Origin of the sequence: Lancefieldella parvula (genome assembly GCF_963530955.1) — a bacterium.
Taxonomy (GTDB): Bacteria; Actinomycetota; Coriobacteriia; order Coriobacteriales; family Atopobiaceae; genus Lancefieldella; species Lancefieldella parvula_A.
In genome coordinates this window covers 1-16985 of record NZ_CAUSFQ010000021.1, presented here as the reverse complement: position 1 = coordinate 16985, position 16985 = coordinate 1, and the positions used below count along the sequence as shown (strand labels likewise).

Annotated in this window: 11 protein-coding genes, 1 tRNA gene and 1 pseudogene; 3 read left to right on the top strand and 10 right to left on the bottom strand. The window is 45.9% G+C overall.

The window, feature by feature from the left end; translation table 11 throughout:
• Nucleotides 1–1252 (top strand): annotated as a pseudogene (locus tag RWJ43_RS02775) (hypothetical protein); the annotation flags it as partial.
• A gap of 303 nt (nt 1253–1555) precedes the next feature.
• Here RWJ43_RS02775 and RWJ43_RS02770 read toward each other — a convergent pair.
• The 7 genes from RWJ43_RS02770 to RWJ43_RS02740 all read right to left on the bottom strand — a co-directional run bounded on the left by RWJ43_RS02770 (nt 1556) and on the right by RWJ43_RS02740 (nt 10371).
• Nucleotides 1556–3310 (bottom strand): UvrD-helicase domain-containing protein, encoded by a 1755-nt coding sequence (locus RWJ43_RS02770; RefSeq protein ID WP_314007482.1) that lies wholly within the window; start codon nt 3308–3310, stop codon nt 1556–1558.
• Nucleotides 3311–3324: 14 nt separating this feature from the next.
• Entirely contained in the window at nt 3325–5292 is a 1968-nt protein-coding gene (locus tag RWJ43_RS02765) for an AAA family ATPase (RefSeq protein ID WP_314007479.1), read from the bottom strand.
• Between the two features lie 253 nt (nt 5293–5545).
• A complete protein-coding gene (locus RWJ43_RS02760; protein WP_314007477.1) occupies nt 5546–6196 on the bottom strand; it encodes a hypothetical protein in 651 nt (216 codons plus the stop codon).
• 189 nt (nt 6197–6385) lie between these two features.
• Nucleotides 6386–7312, bottom strand: coding sequence for a TDT family transporter (locus RWJ43_RS02755; protein WP_314007474.1), 927 nt, complete (start codon nt 7310–7312; stop codon nt 6386–6388).
• Nucleotides 7313–7444: 132 nt separating this feature from the next.
• Nucleotides 7445–8506, bottom strand: a complete 1062-nt coding sequence (locus RWJ43_RS02750; protein ID WP_314007471.1) for an ABC transporter substrate-binding protein — start codon at nt 8504–8506, stop codon at nt 7445–7447.
• A 40-nt stretch (nt 8507–8546) separates the two neighbouring features.
• Nucleotides 8547–9308: an ABC transporter ATP-binding protein gene (locus RWJ43_RS02745; RefSeq protein ID WP_314007468.1), complete on the bottom strand. Its 762-nt coding sequence runs from the start codon at nt 9306–9308 to the stop codon at nt 8547–8549.
• A 1-nt stretch (nt 9309) separates the two neighbouring features.
• Nucleotides 9310–10371 (bottom strand): iron ABC transporter permease, encoded by a 1062-nt coding sequence (locus RWJ43_RS02740; RefSeq protein ID WP_314007466.1) that lies wholly within the window; start codon nt 10369–10371, stop codon nt 9310–9312.
• A gap of 236 nt (nt 10372–10607) precedes the next feature.
• Between RWJ43_RS02740 and RWJ43_RS02735 the strand changes: the two genes are divergently transcribed.
• Nucleotides 10608–11294: a hypothetical protein gene (locus RWJ43_RS02735; RefSeq protein WP_314007464.1), complete on the top strand. Its 687-nt coding sequence runs from the start codon at nt 10608–10610 to the stop codon at nt 11292–11294.
• A 118-nt stretch (nt 11295–11412) separates the two neighbouring features.
• Here RWJ43_RS02735 and RWJ43_RS02730 read toward each other — a convergent pair.
• A tRNA-Met gene (locus RWJ43_RS02730) sits at nt 11413–11489 on the bottom strand.
• Between the two features lie 214 nt (nt 11490–11703).
• Here RWJ43_RS02730 and RWJ43_RS02725 point away from each other — a divergent pair.
• Nucleotides 11704–13248: a UDP-N-acetylmuramoyl-L-alanyl-D-glutamate--2,6-diaminopimelate ligase gene (locus RWJ43_RS02725; RefSeq protein WP_314007459.1), complete on the top strand. Its 1545-nt coding sequence runs from the start codon at nt 11704–11706 to the stop codon at nt 13246–13248.
• An 859-nt stretch (nt 13249–14107) separates the two neighbouring features.
• On the opposite strand, the gene RWJ43_RS02720 is transcribed toward RWJ43_RS02725, so the two are convergent.
• Together RWJ43_RS02720 and RWJ43_RS02715 are read right to left on the bottom strand one after the other, a co-directional pair.
• Entirely contained in the window at nt 14108–16579 is a 2472-nt protein-coding gene (locus RWJ43_RS02720) for a phosphoketolase (RefSeq protein WP_314007456.1), read from the bottom strand.
• Nucleotides 16580–16736: 157 nt separating this feature from the next.
• The coding region (locus RWJ43_RS02715) for a hypothetical protein (protein ID WP_314007453.1) at nt 16737–16985 on the bottom strand (249 nt) is incomplete at its 5' end.

Genomic DNA, 16985 nt, shown 5'->3' with positions numbered 1-16985 from the left:
TTGTTTATTTAATTCCGAAATACGCGAACAAGAGAATGCTTATAGCTATCAAAAAATTCTTGATAGCTATGGCATAGATATTACAGACGATGCTGAATTACTTTCTAGTATTAACGAGCTTGTTTTAAACGAAGAATGCATCTATGCAATCATCACCAAGTGCGTTACCGAAGATCCTAAAGGAGTTGGACTTCTCTATACTGCAGCAGAAAGTTCACTTCTTGATAGATGTCTATTCAAATTGGATCATATCAAGAAAATGTTCGGACCAGACTATGACTTTGGCCGTAGAAAAAAGAAAACTACTCCGAGCACAGAAGGAGATTACTGGGATTATATAAAAACAAATAAACTCCCAGAATGGATTTGGTGTCTGGTTGGAAACGTAATTGACGAACATCCTTTTGGAGAAGATCATACCGTTGTTCATAGGACGCGACATTTTTCTCCTGGAACAAAGGTTTATTGTTTTCCAGTTCAATGGGGCGATGGATACGAAAAAATCGCTGTACTAGGCAAGCATAGAGGTTCACGAGGGCTCATTAGAATTGTAATGAGTAGAGAGTTGATTCATAACTTTAGGTGCCAAAAAGTTTTTTCACCATATGTTATTAAGCGCATGTATGTACGCAATAACCACGGTATGAACTTTAAGGGTTGGGGGCAATCTGAAGCGGAGCATGAGACCATTTTGTCACTGCTTCCATGGCTTAATACAACCCCTGAAGAAGAAAAACAAAAAACACTGCTACTTAATAGTTCGCAACTGTCATTTTTGATACATGTTGGCGATACGCCAAACCAAAAAATTTGTTTGAGAATTGAACAACACAGTCGCAGAGATGGCTGTTATGGTGCAGGGTGGTATGGATTCTATAAAATTGGCGAGAAACCAGAACAGTCTATTGGTCTCCTTGATTGGTATGGATACTGGCCAGATGATGTGTCCTACGAAGAATGTAAGTCAAACTACAAACCATCATGTGAATTATTAGGTGGATTTTTAGATGCCGGAATTCTTGACTGGAAGAATACCTATGAGTCTATTCCAACTAATGGCAGACCTCCATTTACGTGGGAATTTGAGGCGGTTTTAGAGAATGGCTTGCTATCAAATGCTGGACGTAATGCATACCCAGAAAACTTTCCATCAGTTATGAGACTTCTGACAGCATGGGGATTTCCAAAGATTTGGAATTCGACCAGTAATGCACCTGATGCGTTTCTTGATTTAATGCGAGAACAGAAATAAATCTCAAGCCTCCCTCTCGGTCATCCCTCACAACTCAACATGCGAATTTTTGTCCAAACTTCCGCATATAAACATCAACATAAAATATATCTATGAGGATTATTTTCCTATTTTATTGCAAACCATCTTCTATCACGTTTTGTTCTGATTCTTTCGATGACTTTTTCATTTTGTAAGAAATAAATGTTCGCTCTATAGTTCTTTTTGTTAAACCAATTTAGATTGCACCTCATCTGAAGTGGAAGCTGGATCTTCAATAAGTAAAGAAACAACTTTCTTTTCAGATTTGTCCAAACTATCATTTTATTTAGCTTTATTATCTAAGTATTCATTAAATGTATAAATATTTTCTGATCCAACTATATCGATTAGAAAATTTCTAAAAGTGGAATTAGTGGAATTAAGAGGTATTGAAACAAATAAAAATAATCTTTTCTTTGGTCTTGAGCAGCATACATAAAACAAATTTCTATTTCGTTCATATGATGCCTCTTTATCTACTGGTATTGGAACTTTCCCAGTTATCATAGGTGCATAAGTCTCAAATTGGTATTGGTTCCATCCTTTACTGATAACGAAGATAACATTATCGTATTCTTCGCCCTTAACACCATGTTCTGTCGAAAACTCTGATTCAGGGTACAGAAATTCAATTGCCGCCTTAAATTGACTGTAATCTAAATCTAAAACATCCCGGATTGTTGCATCCAATCCATAGGTTGTATCAGGGGCATCAAAATATAGATGGTAGTATCCATCAACCAATGATGGAATAGGCACCAACTTTGTTTCTACGATAGTGTTGATAACATCAATGGCTCTGCCATTACGGGCTTTCTTTAGCTGCGACTCAAACTCTTTCCATTTCATCTTCTCAGCTTTTTTCGTGATAGGATATCGTCTGATTCCAAGCGTATCAAACAGAAGTTGCATATTTGATGTGCTGAGTGCTTTATATATCGGTTCGACAGTATTCATGAAGAATAGCAAAAATGGATCTTGTTTATCTCGGAGTCCATTATCAATAATTGCTAATAGACGCTCATATCCTTGCTGTGCGGCAAGAACCTTATGAGTAATCATCAAAATTTTGATATTTTCATCCTTTGACACGTTTTTCTTGATGTGTTCTGAAAGATGGAACAGTCTGGATTTCAGTTCTTCTGCGGGGAGATCGTCTTTGAATGTACGTTCTGTTCGACGTTCTCCAGAAAAATCATCGCAAGTCACAACAACTACTTCACCTTCAAAATTATCTATTGCAGATTGTTGTGGTAAATCTGGGCGAATATCATTTAATAGCTTTACAATTCTGGGAGCTGATCTAAAGTTTGAACCCTTTTTGATTTCCTGAAGATTGCTGTGCTCTATCGCACCGCAAGCGTTGTTGGTTTGGTAAATAGTTTGCCATGCATCTCCGAAAAAACCAAATTGTGGACCTACTCCTTCTGCAATAAAAAAGTTTATAAAACGTGTGATAATCGGTTTGTAGGAATCTTGGTATTCATCAATTAAAATCAACGGGTAATTGTCAGAGAAAACATGGCGAAATTTTGCATTATCCAGCAGAGTACAAAAAAGATTCAAAACATCATTATGGTGCAAGTAATGAACTCCTTGGGATACATAACGATGTCCTAAAGTATAACGAATCTCAAACACCTTGCTGAAGTCCGTTTCCGTTGTTGCTAATGACGCATCGTTTTCGATAATGCTAATAAGGGTACCTTGATACTGCTTGATTGCATTCCAAGCAAATGAATGGATTGTCGACGGAAGAATAAATGAATCTTGGGATAAGCGCTGCGAAATCACATCAACAGCTGCATTTGTATATGTAATACATATTACATTCTGCTTTTTTCGGCGATAATCATTCCACTTATTTGCTTGAATCCATTCGATTACACGGTTTAGTGAGTAGGTTTTTCCAGAACCAGCGCCAGCCTCCACGCGGAAACTACGTCCAGCTTTGAGTGCAGAAATTATTTGTTCGTCGACTTTGTCTGCTTCCGCTTTAGCTATGTTATAATTTAAACATTCATAATTCTTAGACAATTCTCAACACCTCCTCATTCAAGAACTCGCTGCTGATTAAGCCATATTAAACCATTTTTAATATATTGAGGAATAGAATAATTGGGATTATTGCAAATCAGATTGAGCGCAAAGTCCGTCTTGCTTTTCTCAGTAAACTCCAAATCTTCTTCGGCAACAGGTTTTGTGAACCCATAATGACTACGATTCACATTCATGATGGCTTCTTCCAAAGATCTGCCACATATCCCATTTTCCAAAGTTTGATATTCAATATGGCATTTTCCCAGAGTTTTTTCTGCATCTGTTGCAGCGGTGATATCCGTAAGGTAAATCTTGTCTTTACTATTCTGTGGAATATTCTTAATTTTGCTCATCCACCATTTTATTGTTGCATTGGAGGTGGTCTTACCTTTGCTGACAACAGCTTTTTTGCCATCCATCATAGAATCGATATCAGTAAGGATTAAGCAAGGGAGTCCGAGGAAGTTTGCAAAAGGTATGAATTTGTATGCGTATGCTCCTCCAATTTCGATTAAAGCGTAATACTGTGCGGGCAGTTTATACTTTTCTGAATCAAACAGTTTTTCTTTCTCACATTTCTCTATCATGTCCGGTAGCAGCAACCGCTCCGAAGCGCCCTCAACAAAAATAATCTTATCTGCAAAGAACAAATCGCATCTACTAAGTGTAAGGTACTTCTTGATGAAATTCATGTTGTCTGTATTTTCTTTCGAAAAAGTATCGAGGTTTTTATAAACAACTCCAGATTTAGACTTTTGCGCATACCGGATTTTAGAGAAATCCACAGTATTAGCTATATGTGCAGAGTGAGTAGTTAAAAACGTCTGAATGTGAACAGTTGTAATTTTATCGAGGAATTTTTCTAAGTGCTCCGCAAACGCATGCTGCATTTGAGGATGCATATGTGATTCTGGTTCTTCAATGAACAATAATGGAATGCAGGCATCTCCCTTTTTCTCAATATCTCGTGCAAACGCAGCCAAGAGAAATTCCATTTTAATCAAATTCTTGTACCCTAGTCCGTTATGGGAGCTGGGCAGGCTTTCGTCACCGGTGCCAGAGCAATATGAAAGCCGTGTCTGGTTTTTTATTTGATCGTCAATTTTTAACTCAGTAGTAACACCAAGCTGCAATTCTTCAACATTAGGATAACCAAAACCAACTGCCTTGCTAACCAAGTCACTGAGTATTCGATCGCTTTCTTTTTGCACATTTTTGTTTGCACCATCAACTACTGCACGAAGTTCCTTGACTTTCTCTGCTATATCAGGTGTCAAATCTTCCTCGTTCAAGCTGAAATAGTCCGCAATCAACGAACTAAGAGACTCGTTCTTTTGAGTACCATCTTCTCCAAGTATGCGTTCTGCGGGAATCGGATAATAAGGGAAAAGGTCTTTAAGTTCTCCATGACTTTTAACTTGCCGATCTTCTAAATTCTTTGGATTAACCGCATAGATAATTAAGTCAAACAACCTCGAAAAATTGCTTGCAAGTATAGCGTGCATTTCCTCTGTTTGGGGAGCAAATTTATCATTACTATAGCAACTATCCTTAAACAGTTCTCGCAGTTTGCCTTCGTCAGTTTTCAACTGATACTCCACATGAATTAACGCTGTGGTGGTATCCACATCAACGTCGATAATGAAAGGTGATAATGCCCCCAATTTTGTATCTGGATCATCCAATGAATAATCAACTACAAACTCTATAGAAATAGGTTCTATTCCTCTGCAGAGATCTTCATAACTTAATTTCTCCTCCATGAACTGAAAAAACAAGTTGTAGAGGTTTTCTCTCTTTGATATAGGATAATCATTATATGAAAAATTTTTTCCTTGCATCACGGTACTGATACAGTTACTACAGGAAGTCTTGGCAGTATTATTCCTACCAACAATAAGGGTTGTTTTTGTATCGACATCTAATTCGGCATCAATAAGCAATCTGTAGTTTTTAATTTTGATCTTCGATAATCGCATTTTAGCCTCCCGTTCACTATTTTTTAAGTTTAAAATTATTCTATAGGCTTAATCGTTTCTTCTAAAATTAATTTTTCTTCTGATAATTTATACTTAATATAATATTACTAATTACGTCTCAAAAAGTGGTGTAAGGCTATTTCCTTACACCACTTTTTTGGATATGACTACATGTATCTTTTGCTAAATGAAACTTATGGGTTTTTAACGACTTAGAAATTTTTCAGATGTTCTATTTCTCTTTAAGATGTTCTTATTTATTTTTAAGATCTTTTTTTATATTTACACCTTTTTTACTTCTGTCACATTTTTTATTAGTTCGTAATGCATATACCAAATAAGTTAAGTAATGATCTAATTCATTGTAGTAAATATGACCAAGCCTGTCTTTATGACCATGCTTGTCTTCAAATTCAAAAAACCATTCTTTATCGGCATTTAAAGAATTTTCTTCCAGATACTTAGAATAATCCCAACCGTCATCAAAATAATCCCATGAGTGAGATTCTGGCTCTGAACCATAGGAGATGGGATATTCTTTCTTATATCTCGCCGTTAACCAACTTCTAGTTTTACCATCAAGCACAACAAAATTTTTTAAATTTTCTATCGTTAAGGGCTGACTTTGTATATAGTTTTCCAATGGAACAGATGGGATTAATTTTTCTTCTCTCATTAATTTTCTTATATATAACATAAGTTCAATTGTTGTAGAATCATCTCCGTATTTCCCACAACCATCTTCGGCTTTTCCATTTTTTAAATTTTCTTCTCTTTTTTCAATTACATTCTCATATCTATCTAGAAGCTCCTTATCTTTCAAGATATCTTCTCCAAAGACTATTTCGATCGTTTTTTCAAATTTGTCGTCAATCGGCTTTTTTTCTTCATCACTACTCGACATATCATCCCTCTACTTCCTATTTATATTAGTCACATTACAAAAAAACGATGTAACTTTACTTCATATGGTAAATACTCAATACGAAATTAAAAACTGAAAATTTAACGATAGCAACCTTTGGGTACTTATTACTTAAAATTAATAGCTCTTGTCAAATCAAATACAAACATTATCTCAAGTCACTCGTACCTATAGCCCTAAAGTCTGATCACGCACGTACGCAAGTAATCGTACAAGCACAACAATGCAAAGCCCTGCTACAAGCAACGTTTCAACAGTGGCTATTCCGTCAAGCCATTGGAGGGGCTGGCCGAGTTCAGCCAGGTATGCCGATATCTGTGTACACGCAATAACACAAATTACAAAAGGAAACGTAAACGCAGCGTGACTAGGAAAGAATGGTTTTGTAAGACACCTGATGCACCACACAAAAGAAACCACATAAATAAGTGAAGCGATTGCCAGCATAACCAAAAGAAACGGAACGGACTTTGGCGTAATAGATTGAATATATCCTGCAATGCAAAGACTTGTTGGAGCTGCATAGATACAAGCGAGCGACTCAGCAGCATCAGGAACTGGCCCATATTTAACATACCGAATGCTCACTACTATAAAAAGCACCACAAGGCAGATAAATCCAAACCAAAATGCAACCGTACCAACACTTGCTTCAAAGTTGAACGCCGGCGCCGTAACACTTGCAACAACAATGCCTACATACACAATGAACCAGCTGGCGTGCACATTCTCCCAATCAAATTTTGCAATATATCGAGAAGTAAAGAGAGCTATGCACAGGATGTGTAACGCAATTCCTGCAAACCAAAACAATTGTGCTACATCACCAATATCAGCCTTCATATACACCGAAATCAGCATAACTGCCATCGGATATGTTGCAGCAACTGAAAGTCCAATTGGATCCGAGAGCTCTCGTAACACAACTTTTGTAGACACCATAAATTTGAGGGTATAGAGAGCTAAAAGAGCAATAGAGAGTATGCCACAGGCAAGATAAAGACCCTCGAAAGAAGTCTTAAAAAGATTTCCAAGTGCCGCAAAACCTAAGGCAACACCGCAAATAGCAACGGGAACTTTTTGGACATAGTTCATAAGGATTCTTCTATCTGTTTAGGAATCTCTTTTCTTTCTTTCAATAGTATAAAGAAAAGACCAAGCAGGAAACAAAGTTCCTGCTTGGTCTCTGCAGTACGCATGTTCAAATAGCGCGTATGTTCAATACGTCTATTTCTGAGGATACAGAACCTCAAGGATCTTCTCGGCAGAATCAAATGCACGTGGCGAGTAATCAATGTACTCAGAATATGGAATCTCTACGATGCTCTTGTTGGCAATAGCAGGGACGTTCTGCAGGGAGCTCTCGCCCAGAAGAGTGTCTTTAGCTACAGCGTCAGTTGCTTTATTGCGCTCTGCGGTAACGTAAATAATGACGTCAGGGTTGAACTTAATCAGATTCTCATACGTCAGGCCGTTTGCAGACTGGGTTGTAGCAGGAGTAGCTCCAAGCTGGTCGATGATAGTAAACTCAAGGCTCTTCTCGCTACCGCCAAAGAGGCCAAACGTGCCGTCCTTGAGGTTAGTCATAACCAGCACGGTCTTCTTTGCATCTTTCTCGTGTGCTTTAACGCGCTCGTTAATGGCATCAAGGCGCTTCTGCAGGTCAGCGGTATAAGTGTCGGCATTGCTCTGAACATCAAAGATAGCTCCAAGGTTCTTAATATCAGAGATAATTCCGGCAAGCGTTGGATCGCCCTGCTCAGAAGATGCCAGCTGTGTATAGACAGAAATGCCTAGGTCAGCGTAATCCTTTGGAGAAGTCTGGTCCTTTGAAGTAAAGAGACGTGAGCGTCCCACAATAAGGTTTGGATTAGCGGCAACAACAACCTCGCGAGAAAGGCTCTTCTTATCGCCCAGCTGCTTGATGTTCGCATACTCGTCAGCAATATCTGAAGGCATTGGTGCATCGGGCTTGATAGTACCAATAATCTTGGAGCCAAGGCCCAGACGCAGCAGAATCTCGGCTGCGGAATCTGTCAAGGTAACAACACTCTCAGGAGCCTTGTCAAACTTTGCCTCAAACTCGTTGCCGTCACCGTCATAGAGCTTGAACGATACTGGGTAGCTCGTATTGGCCGATTTCTTTTCTTCTGTAGCAGGGGTAGATGGGCTAGACGGTGCATTGTTGCACGCAGTAAGACCCAGTCCAGCAGCAGTTGCAGCAAACCCTGCCGCAATGCTCAAAAAATTCCTTCTCGTAAAGAGATTTGAACTTACACGAGGATCCATCGGATATCCTTTCATTCATCTGTTGATACTCAACAGGCGATTAATACACGTAATCAATGCTGATACCGTTTCCAGCAGTTGATGGGCGTACCATGCCCTCAACGCCATACACATCAGCAAGCAGCTCAGGGGTCACAATGTCCTCAGGTGTTCCCTCGGAAACAATAGTCCCCTCTTGTAAGAAATACAGGCGGTCGACATAGTGAGCTGCCATCACAATGTCATGCAAAACAGCCAGGCAGCTGATACCAAGATTGCGAACAAGTCGCAAAATATCAATCTGGTACGTAATATCAAGGTGATTAGTAGGCTCATCAAGCACCAAAAACTCTGGTTCCTGAGCCAACGCACGAGCCAACATGACACGTTGTTTCTCGCCACCTGAAAGCGTGGCAAAAGAGCGGTCCTCAAAGCGAGAAAGGCCAACTTTCTGAATGACGTCAGAAACGATTGACTCGTCGTGATCGGTCTCTTTTGACAGCGCCGACTGATGAGGACTGCGTCCCAACGACACAATCTCGCGAACGGTAAAGTCAAAAGACAGCGAGTTAAACTGGCTTACAACCGCAACCTTACGCGCAAAGTCACGTCGTGATATCTCAGTGGCGTCTCGTCCGTCCCACAGGATCTGCCCGTCATAGCGATGGCCAATACCATAAATTGCTCGCAGAAGCGTTGACTTGCCGGATCCATTAGGACCGAGGATGCCCACAAACTCGCCATCTGCCACGCTAAGCGAGACGTCCTTTACAATCGGCTTGTTGTGAATGGTGACCGATACATTTTGCACTTCAAGGCGCATGCTACTCACCATCCCTAAAGCTGTAGTTGCGGGCAACCATGATGTAGACAAAGAACGGCGCGCCAACCACAGCGGTCAAAATGCCAATAGGAACTTCGGTGTTGCCTAGGACGGTACGAGCGCAAGCATCTGCCCAGAGAATGAAAATAGCTCCCAGTACCAGCGCAGTTGGCACCAGCCTTCGGTGATCGGACCCAACAAACGAGCGCGCAATATGCGGAATGATAAGACCAACAAAACCGATGGTTCCCACTGATGAAACAAGCGTGCCAACCATGAGCGCAGAAATGGTCAAATATGCCCATCTGCACAAATTAGTATTGAGGCCAAGCGTTGTAGCAGCCTCGTCTCCCATCAGAAGCACATTGAGGGAGCGGAACTGTGTGAGGAAAAACACGCTGACGAGAAGTACTACGACAACAGAAACGCCAACATTTCCCCAGCTTGCTCGCGCCAAGGAGCCCATGGTCCAAAACTTCAGATCCATCATGCCCTCAGCGTTAGCAGCAATAGTGATGATGAAATTAGACAGCGCCGTGAACAGAGCGTTCAAAATCATGCCCGAGAGAACAAGCTTTGATGACGTCATATGGCCGCCGGTAGATGCCAGCAACAAAACGCCAATCGTGGCTATTGTTGAGCCAATAAACGAGAACAGCGGCACCGAAGAAATTCCCACAACGTTTACCGCGCCGGCTCCAAGCATGATGGCACAGGTGGCTCCGCACGAAGCTCCTGATGAAATGCCCAAAATATACGGTTCAGCCAAGGTATTTTGAACTGACGCTTGCATGACAACACCCGCAAGCGCAAGGCCAGCTCCAGCTACCACTCCTAAGATGATGCGGGGAAAGCGCAGCGACCAAACGACCTTCTCGACAGGTCCTCCTGCAGCTAAAGCCTCCGGTAGCGGCATGCCAAAAAGATGATGTGTCAGCACGGCATATGCGTCTTGTAGGGACACGCCAATAGCGCCCATCGTTGAAGTTATTACAATGCTCGCTGCCAGAATTGCAACGAGAACGCCCATGAAAAGACGGAACGGTCCGGCTTTTCTTATCATACGATACCCCTCTAAAGTGACGCTGCGTTTTTGCGCACAACGTACAACGTACAATGCGCGTTACACAGAAGCAGCGGATTTTTTGAAAGTTAACTATATATTACTTTTTGAGTTGTGAGAAGACTGCGAGTTGAAAAATGCTTAAAATACCTACGTCCTTCTATGGGATGCTCTCCGCGAGGCGGCTGCTACGAGACGACGCCGGCACCAACAGGCAATAACAGACGAGGAACTTCATGGATTTATCGGCTCTACCAGACAGTACAATCACTATCGGAGAACGTTCCAAAGTTCCAGGTCTTCTTGTTGTTCTCCATGGCTCGCTGCTTATGCCCAAGATAGCTGCGCTTCTTGCTTCTGGGAAACTTGACGCTACCAAGCTCCCCCAATGCCTCACCATTACCGCACCATCTGATCAAGCCTGCTATTCCCCTTGGCCGGCATCTAGTGTGCGCACAAAAGTTCCAAATTTTGAAGGGCTTGGAAAAGAATTTCTTTCAGATGTCGTACTTCCAGCTGTCGAGAAGTACGCTGCTCTAGCTACTCATACTGCAGAGGATACGTGTCCTATCACACTGCTTGGGTATTCTTTATCAGGGTTGTGCAGCCTTTTTGAGATGCAGACAACCTGCCGCTTTGACCAGTATCTTCTTGCTAGCCCAAGTACGTGGTTTCCCGGTTTTGTTGAAACTTTTGATACGAGCCATGTGCGGGCGGACATTCGCTGGTGCATCGCAAGCGGTGAAAACGAAGGTAAAAACCATCCTGAGCCTCTACGCTCAGTGAGGCAGACAACAGACGCGCTGGTAGAGAAGCTGGCGGCTGCTGCCCCGAAGTATCAACGTATGTTGGATTCTTACGATCATCACAAGGGTCTTGAGCTGAGATTGCAGCGTTTGCTGAACTTTGGCTTTGATGCGTAGAGGGCGTTTAATTGCCGGAGGTGATGTTGGTGGCTTGCCCAACAGTCTGCTAAGACAGCCGCCTGAGCAGCGCTGATTGCTAACAAAAAACCCGCCGATGGCGGGTTTGAAATTCTTATGGTCGCGGGGGCAGGATTTGAACCTACGACCTTCGGGTTATGAGCCCGACGAGCTACCAGACTGCTCCACCCCGCAATGTAAACGCTTGCGCGAACAAGTACTATACCTCCACAGCCACAGAGAGTCAAGCAACTTCGACGATTTTCTCGCCATGAGGGTGTGACGCTGGCATGCAAGGACCAAGAAAGTTGCACTGTCGCCAGCACAAGTGGGGTCAGACGGCTAAACTATTTATACTGTCTTTGGGGCGCTGTGCTTGCGCCAAACAGCTATCGAAGGACTTTTGAGGATGACATTACACGAGCTCCTGGCGCTCTTTACCAGCAAGAACATCGATTACACTACCGCGCATCTTGACGCGGTTGATCAAAACGCACAGCTTACCGATGTTGCAAGCGATTCTCGTGAGGTCACCCCTGGCTCGCTGTTTGTCTGCAAGGGCGCGCACTTCTCGCCAGCATATCTGGCGAGCGCGGTAGAGGCTGGGGCTGTTGCATACCTCTGTCAGCAGTCGCTCGCGGAGGAGTTGCAGGCAGTGGCTCCAAACGTAGCCGCTATTTGCGTGGATGACGTGCGCCTTGCCATGGCCTACGCGGCCGCGGGCGTTGCGGATCACCCCGACAAGAAGCTCACAACCATTGGCATTACGGGTACAAAAGGCAAGTCTACCTGCTCGTATATGCTGCGCGCCATTCTTGACGGCGACGAGCCGTACTCCAAGTGCGGCGTGATTGGCGGCATCGAGGTGTTTGACGGCAAGGACACTCAGCCGGCGCACAACACCACGCCCGAGGCGCCTGAGCTGTGGCGTCACCTCAAGCATGCCGCAGAGGCTGGTCTCCCCTACGTTGACATGGAGATTTCCAGCCAGGGACTCAAGTACGACCGTACGGTTGGCCTCAATCTGAGCGTCGCGGTGTTCTTAAACATTGGAACCGATCACATTTCCCCTGTTGAACATCCAACTTTTGAAGATTACTTTGAGAGCAAGCTGAAGATTTTTGATCTTGCTCACGTGGCCGTTATCAACAAGAACACCATGATGTTTGACCAGGTCATGGAGCGTGCACAGAGGTGCGAGAAGGTCTTAACTTTCTCCACAACCGATTCCGATGCTACCGTTTGGGCGGACGAAATCACCCCTCACCAGGGCATGGTCACGTTCACCGTGCATACCCCAACCTGGACCGGCGCTGCTGCGCTGCCTATGTCCGGCCTCTTTAACGTGGAGAATGCTCTTGCAGCAATCACCGTTGCCGATTACCTGGGCATTCGCGAGAAGGACGCCGTGCTTCCGCTGATGAACGTTAAGGTGCCAGGCCGCATGGAGCTCTTGAGCTCGCCCGACAACAAAGTTACGGGCTTGGTCGACTACGCCCACAACAAGCTTTCCTACCAGAAGCTTTTCTCGTCAACGTCCAAGGAATTCCCTGGTTATGGCCGCTATGTGGTCATGGGGGCCGTAGGCGGTAAGGCGTACAACCGTCGCCAAGAGCTGCCGGAAGAAGCAGCCAAGTGGGCGGACTTGATGATTTACACCACCGAGGACTGCAACATGGAAGATCCTGCGGTGATTTGCGCGCAGATGGCCGAGGCCACGCCCGAGGGCGCCGCGCACAAGATTATCCTTGACCGCTACGACGCCATTTACGAGGCAGTTTCCGCAGCTTACGACGACCCTCGCCCAGCGCTGGTGTACCTACTTGCCAAGGGCGACGAGCCGTTCAATATTATCGGCGGCAAGCACGTTCCGTGGATGACGGACGCTGCCGCGTTCAAGGCTGCCGTTCGCGCCAAGCTGGACGAGCGTGCCGGTCGCGCCGCGCGCGGGTAGCGCGGGTAGCGGCGGCGACGCGGGTGTCGCTGCAAAGGTTGACGGAGCGGGTCAGAAAAGCGCAGGTGAGTTGGTGGACGATGGTGCTTCGATCCAGATAATCCTTGAGCCGCGCATGATTGAGAAGAATAGTGTGCGTTCTTTAGTTCGCTAATCAGATTTCTGCATATTTGTGTAATAAAATGCATTCTTATGAATACGTAATTTTTGACCTCAAAATTATGTGCCGAAAAAGGTAAAAAATGCGTTTAGTTGGGGATGAAAACTTAAAATTGGTCGATTTATCCCCAACTAAGACGATTTTTTACCGCCTCAAAAACTTTTATCTGGGGAAACGTTGTATGCAGAAACCTGTATTCCCCAACTAAACGCATTTTTTACCACCTGGGTGCGCGGGCGCAGTTACGTCCCAAATTACTCAAACAAGGCGAGAGAATCAGGCTCCATGAGAGCTCTCATGAAGGGGCTTTCGAAATCAGCTTCGGACATACTTCAAAGCGCGCCTGAAAAGTGCAAAGAATCTGTATTTCAGATACAGATTCTTTGACGAAATCAGGCAAATCCACAGTTTCTTTTACGTTTTCAGGCAGAATTTACAGATTCTTTGCAGAAATCAGGCGCGCGTCGGGCGCATACCCGGGCGCATTGAACGCACACCGCGCGCGCCGCCCGCCTGGCGAGAAACCCCGTCTGCTAGCAGCGCTTTTGCACAAGAAAACCCGGTACCCACACGAAGTGGATACCGGGCGGAAGGCACGTTTGCGCAGCTAGCACGCGCGGCGCTCGCGGCTCGTACGTAGCACGCACGTCGCTCGCAGCTAGCGCGGTTGCGCCGTGCGGCGCTCGCGGTCGCGACGTGTTACTCGTTGTCGCCGGCGGTTGCCTGAGTTGCGGAGATTGCCTGATCAGCATCGGAAGCGTCTGGCCAAGACCAGTCGGTAAATGCTGGGTGATCATAGCCCTTCTCGACAGCAAACTCGAAGGCCTCGGTGCGGAACTTCTCCCACTCGTCGATCTGATCTGCCCACTTCTGAGCGTCAATCATGCGGAGAGCGTCAGCAGCAAGTGCCCAACGGTCCATGTTATTCAGGCGCAGCATGTCGTAAGGAGTTGTGGTGGAACCCTGCTCCTCGTAGCCGTGAACATTGAAGTTGTCGTGATTTGGACGGTTCCAAATCAGGCGGCGGACAGAACCGGCGTAAGCGTGGAACGCAAAGAGAACTGGCTTGTCTGACGAGAAGAGCTTGGTGAACTCCTCGTCGGAAAGAGCCTCGTTGTTCTCGGAAGCGTTCTGGATCTTGAGCAGGTCAACAACGTTGACAAAGCGAGCCTTGATGCCCAGCTTGCCAAGCATGTCAAGAGCTGCCAGGAGCTCCTGAGTTGGGACGTCGCCGCAGGATGCAAGAACAATGTCCTCCTCGCCAGCCTCAGCGTTGGAAGCCCACTTCCACTCCTTAGCGCCAGCTGCAAGCTCCTCGCGAGCCTCGTCGAGAGTTACCCACGTTGGAGCAGGCTGCTTACCAGCGAAGATTGCGTTGATGCAGTTTGTGGAGGTGTAGCACTTCTCGCCAACTGCAAGCAGGAGATTAGCATCTGCTGGGAAGTAGATGTTGGTGATGTGGTCGTTGTTGAAGCTCTTGTTGAGCATGATGTCAACAAAACCAGGATCCTGGTGAGAGAATCCGTTGTGGTCCTGGCGCCAAACGTGGCTGGAAAGGACCAGGTTGAGAGCGGAGATAGGCTTGCGCCATGGAATGTGGCGGACGGTAGCCTCGAGCCACTTAGCGTGCTGGTTAATCATGGAGTCAACGATGTGAACGAATGACTCGTAGCTGGACCAGATGCCGTGGCGACCGGTCAGAGTATAGCCCTCAAGCAGGCCCTCGCACTGGTGCTCGGAAAGCTGCTCGATAACGTTACCAACTGGGGAGATGTGCTCGTCGTTCTCAAAGTCGTCGTTGAAGCCGCCGAACCACTGCTTGTCGGTTACCTGGAAGGATGGCTGCAGGCGGTTGGAAGCGGTCTCGTCAGGTCCGAAGATACGGAACTCGGAGCGGTTGCTGTTGATGAGCTCAGCGGTGTACTCTCCGAGGACGCGCGTTGCCTCAGTAGCACCAAAGCCGTGGCCCTTCTCGGCAACTGGGATTTCGTACTTCTTTGCGTCAGGAAGGACGAGGTTGCGGCGGATTGCGCCACCGTTTGCGTTAGGGTTAGCGCCGAGGCGGAGGTCGCCCTTAGGCATGAAAGCGGTGACCTCTGGGCGGATTGCGCCCTTCTCGGTGAAGAGAGTCTCTGGCTTGTAGGAGCCCATCCAGTCGCGAAGAACCTGGAAGTGAGCCTCGGTGTCGCGAGCGGATGCCAGTGGAACCTGGTGTGCACGCCAAGAGCCCTCGGTCTTCTTGCCGTCGATGTAAGGAGGGCAAGTCCAGCCCTTAGGGGTGCGGAAGATGATCATTGGGTAGTAAGGACGGGATGCGTCACCTGCGGCTGCGCGAGTCTTGATAGCGCAGATCTCGTTGAAGACAGCCTCGAGAAGAGCTGCGAAACGACGGTGAATGGATGCGTGATCCTCGTCGTCGAAGCCAGCAACAAAGTTATATGGGTGGTAGCCCATGCCGCGGAAGAACTCGTCGCGCTCACCGTCGGAAATACGAGCAAGGATAGTTGGGTTAGCAATCTTGTAGCCGTTGAGGTGCAGGATTGGGAGAACGATACCATCGGTCAGTGGGTCCATGAACTTGTTGGTCTGCCAAGAAGTTGCAAGTGGGCCGGTCTCTGCCTCGCCGTCGCCGACAACAGCGACTGCCAGCAGGGATGGGTTGTCCAGGACAGCGCCGTATGCGTGGGAGAGGACGTAGCCCAGCTCGCCGCCCTCGTGGATGGAACCTGGAGTCTCAGGTGCGTAGTGGGAAGGAATTCCGCCTGGGTAAGAGAAGCGGCGGAAGAACTTCTGGAGGCCCTCTTCATCGTCGGTGATGAATGGGTAGGTCTCGCGATAAGTGCCGTCGAGCAGGGACTGTGCGGTACCTGCAGGTCCACCATGACCAGGGCCCATGAGGAAGATGGTGTTCTGGTTATGGTCGCGGATGAAGCGGTTGACGTGGCCGAACAGGAAGTTTAGACCTGGGGTGGTTCCCCAGTGGCCAACCAGGCGATGCTTAACGTCCTCGCGAGAGAAGTCACCCTTCATAAGTGGGTTACTACGAAGATAAATCTGACCAACAGACAGGTAGTTAGCTGCGCGCCAATACCTATCGACGCCGGCAAGAGCCTCCTCAGATACAGGCTGATTCAGGGTCTGCCAAGGTGTACCGTACACGGGCTGAGCCATGTGCTCCTCCTTTTCTTGGGCTGCCGCCTGCGCGTTTACGCAGGTTAGGCAACCTCGTTGCTTCCATCACCTGAGCGTTTGTTTTGTTCGCACTCAACTGGGCGCACATAAAACAACACATACATAACAGTATGATGCTTCGGCTATGTTTCAAATACTACTCTAAGTGATAAAACGTTTTATCACTGTGAGATTTCTGTAAATTTCTTTTACGGGAGACTTTTGAGATGTCTTTTAAGCAGCAAAACGATCCCCCAACAGTACCCACAATGCCAAAATGCAACCAAAATGGTGCCAAGTAGAGTGCATACACACCAAAGTGGTAAAAAATGCGTTTAGTTGGGGATTTCATTTGTCTGCATACAACGTTTGCCCAGATAAAAGTTTTTGAGGCGGTAAAAAATCT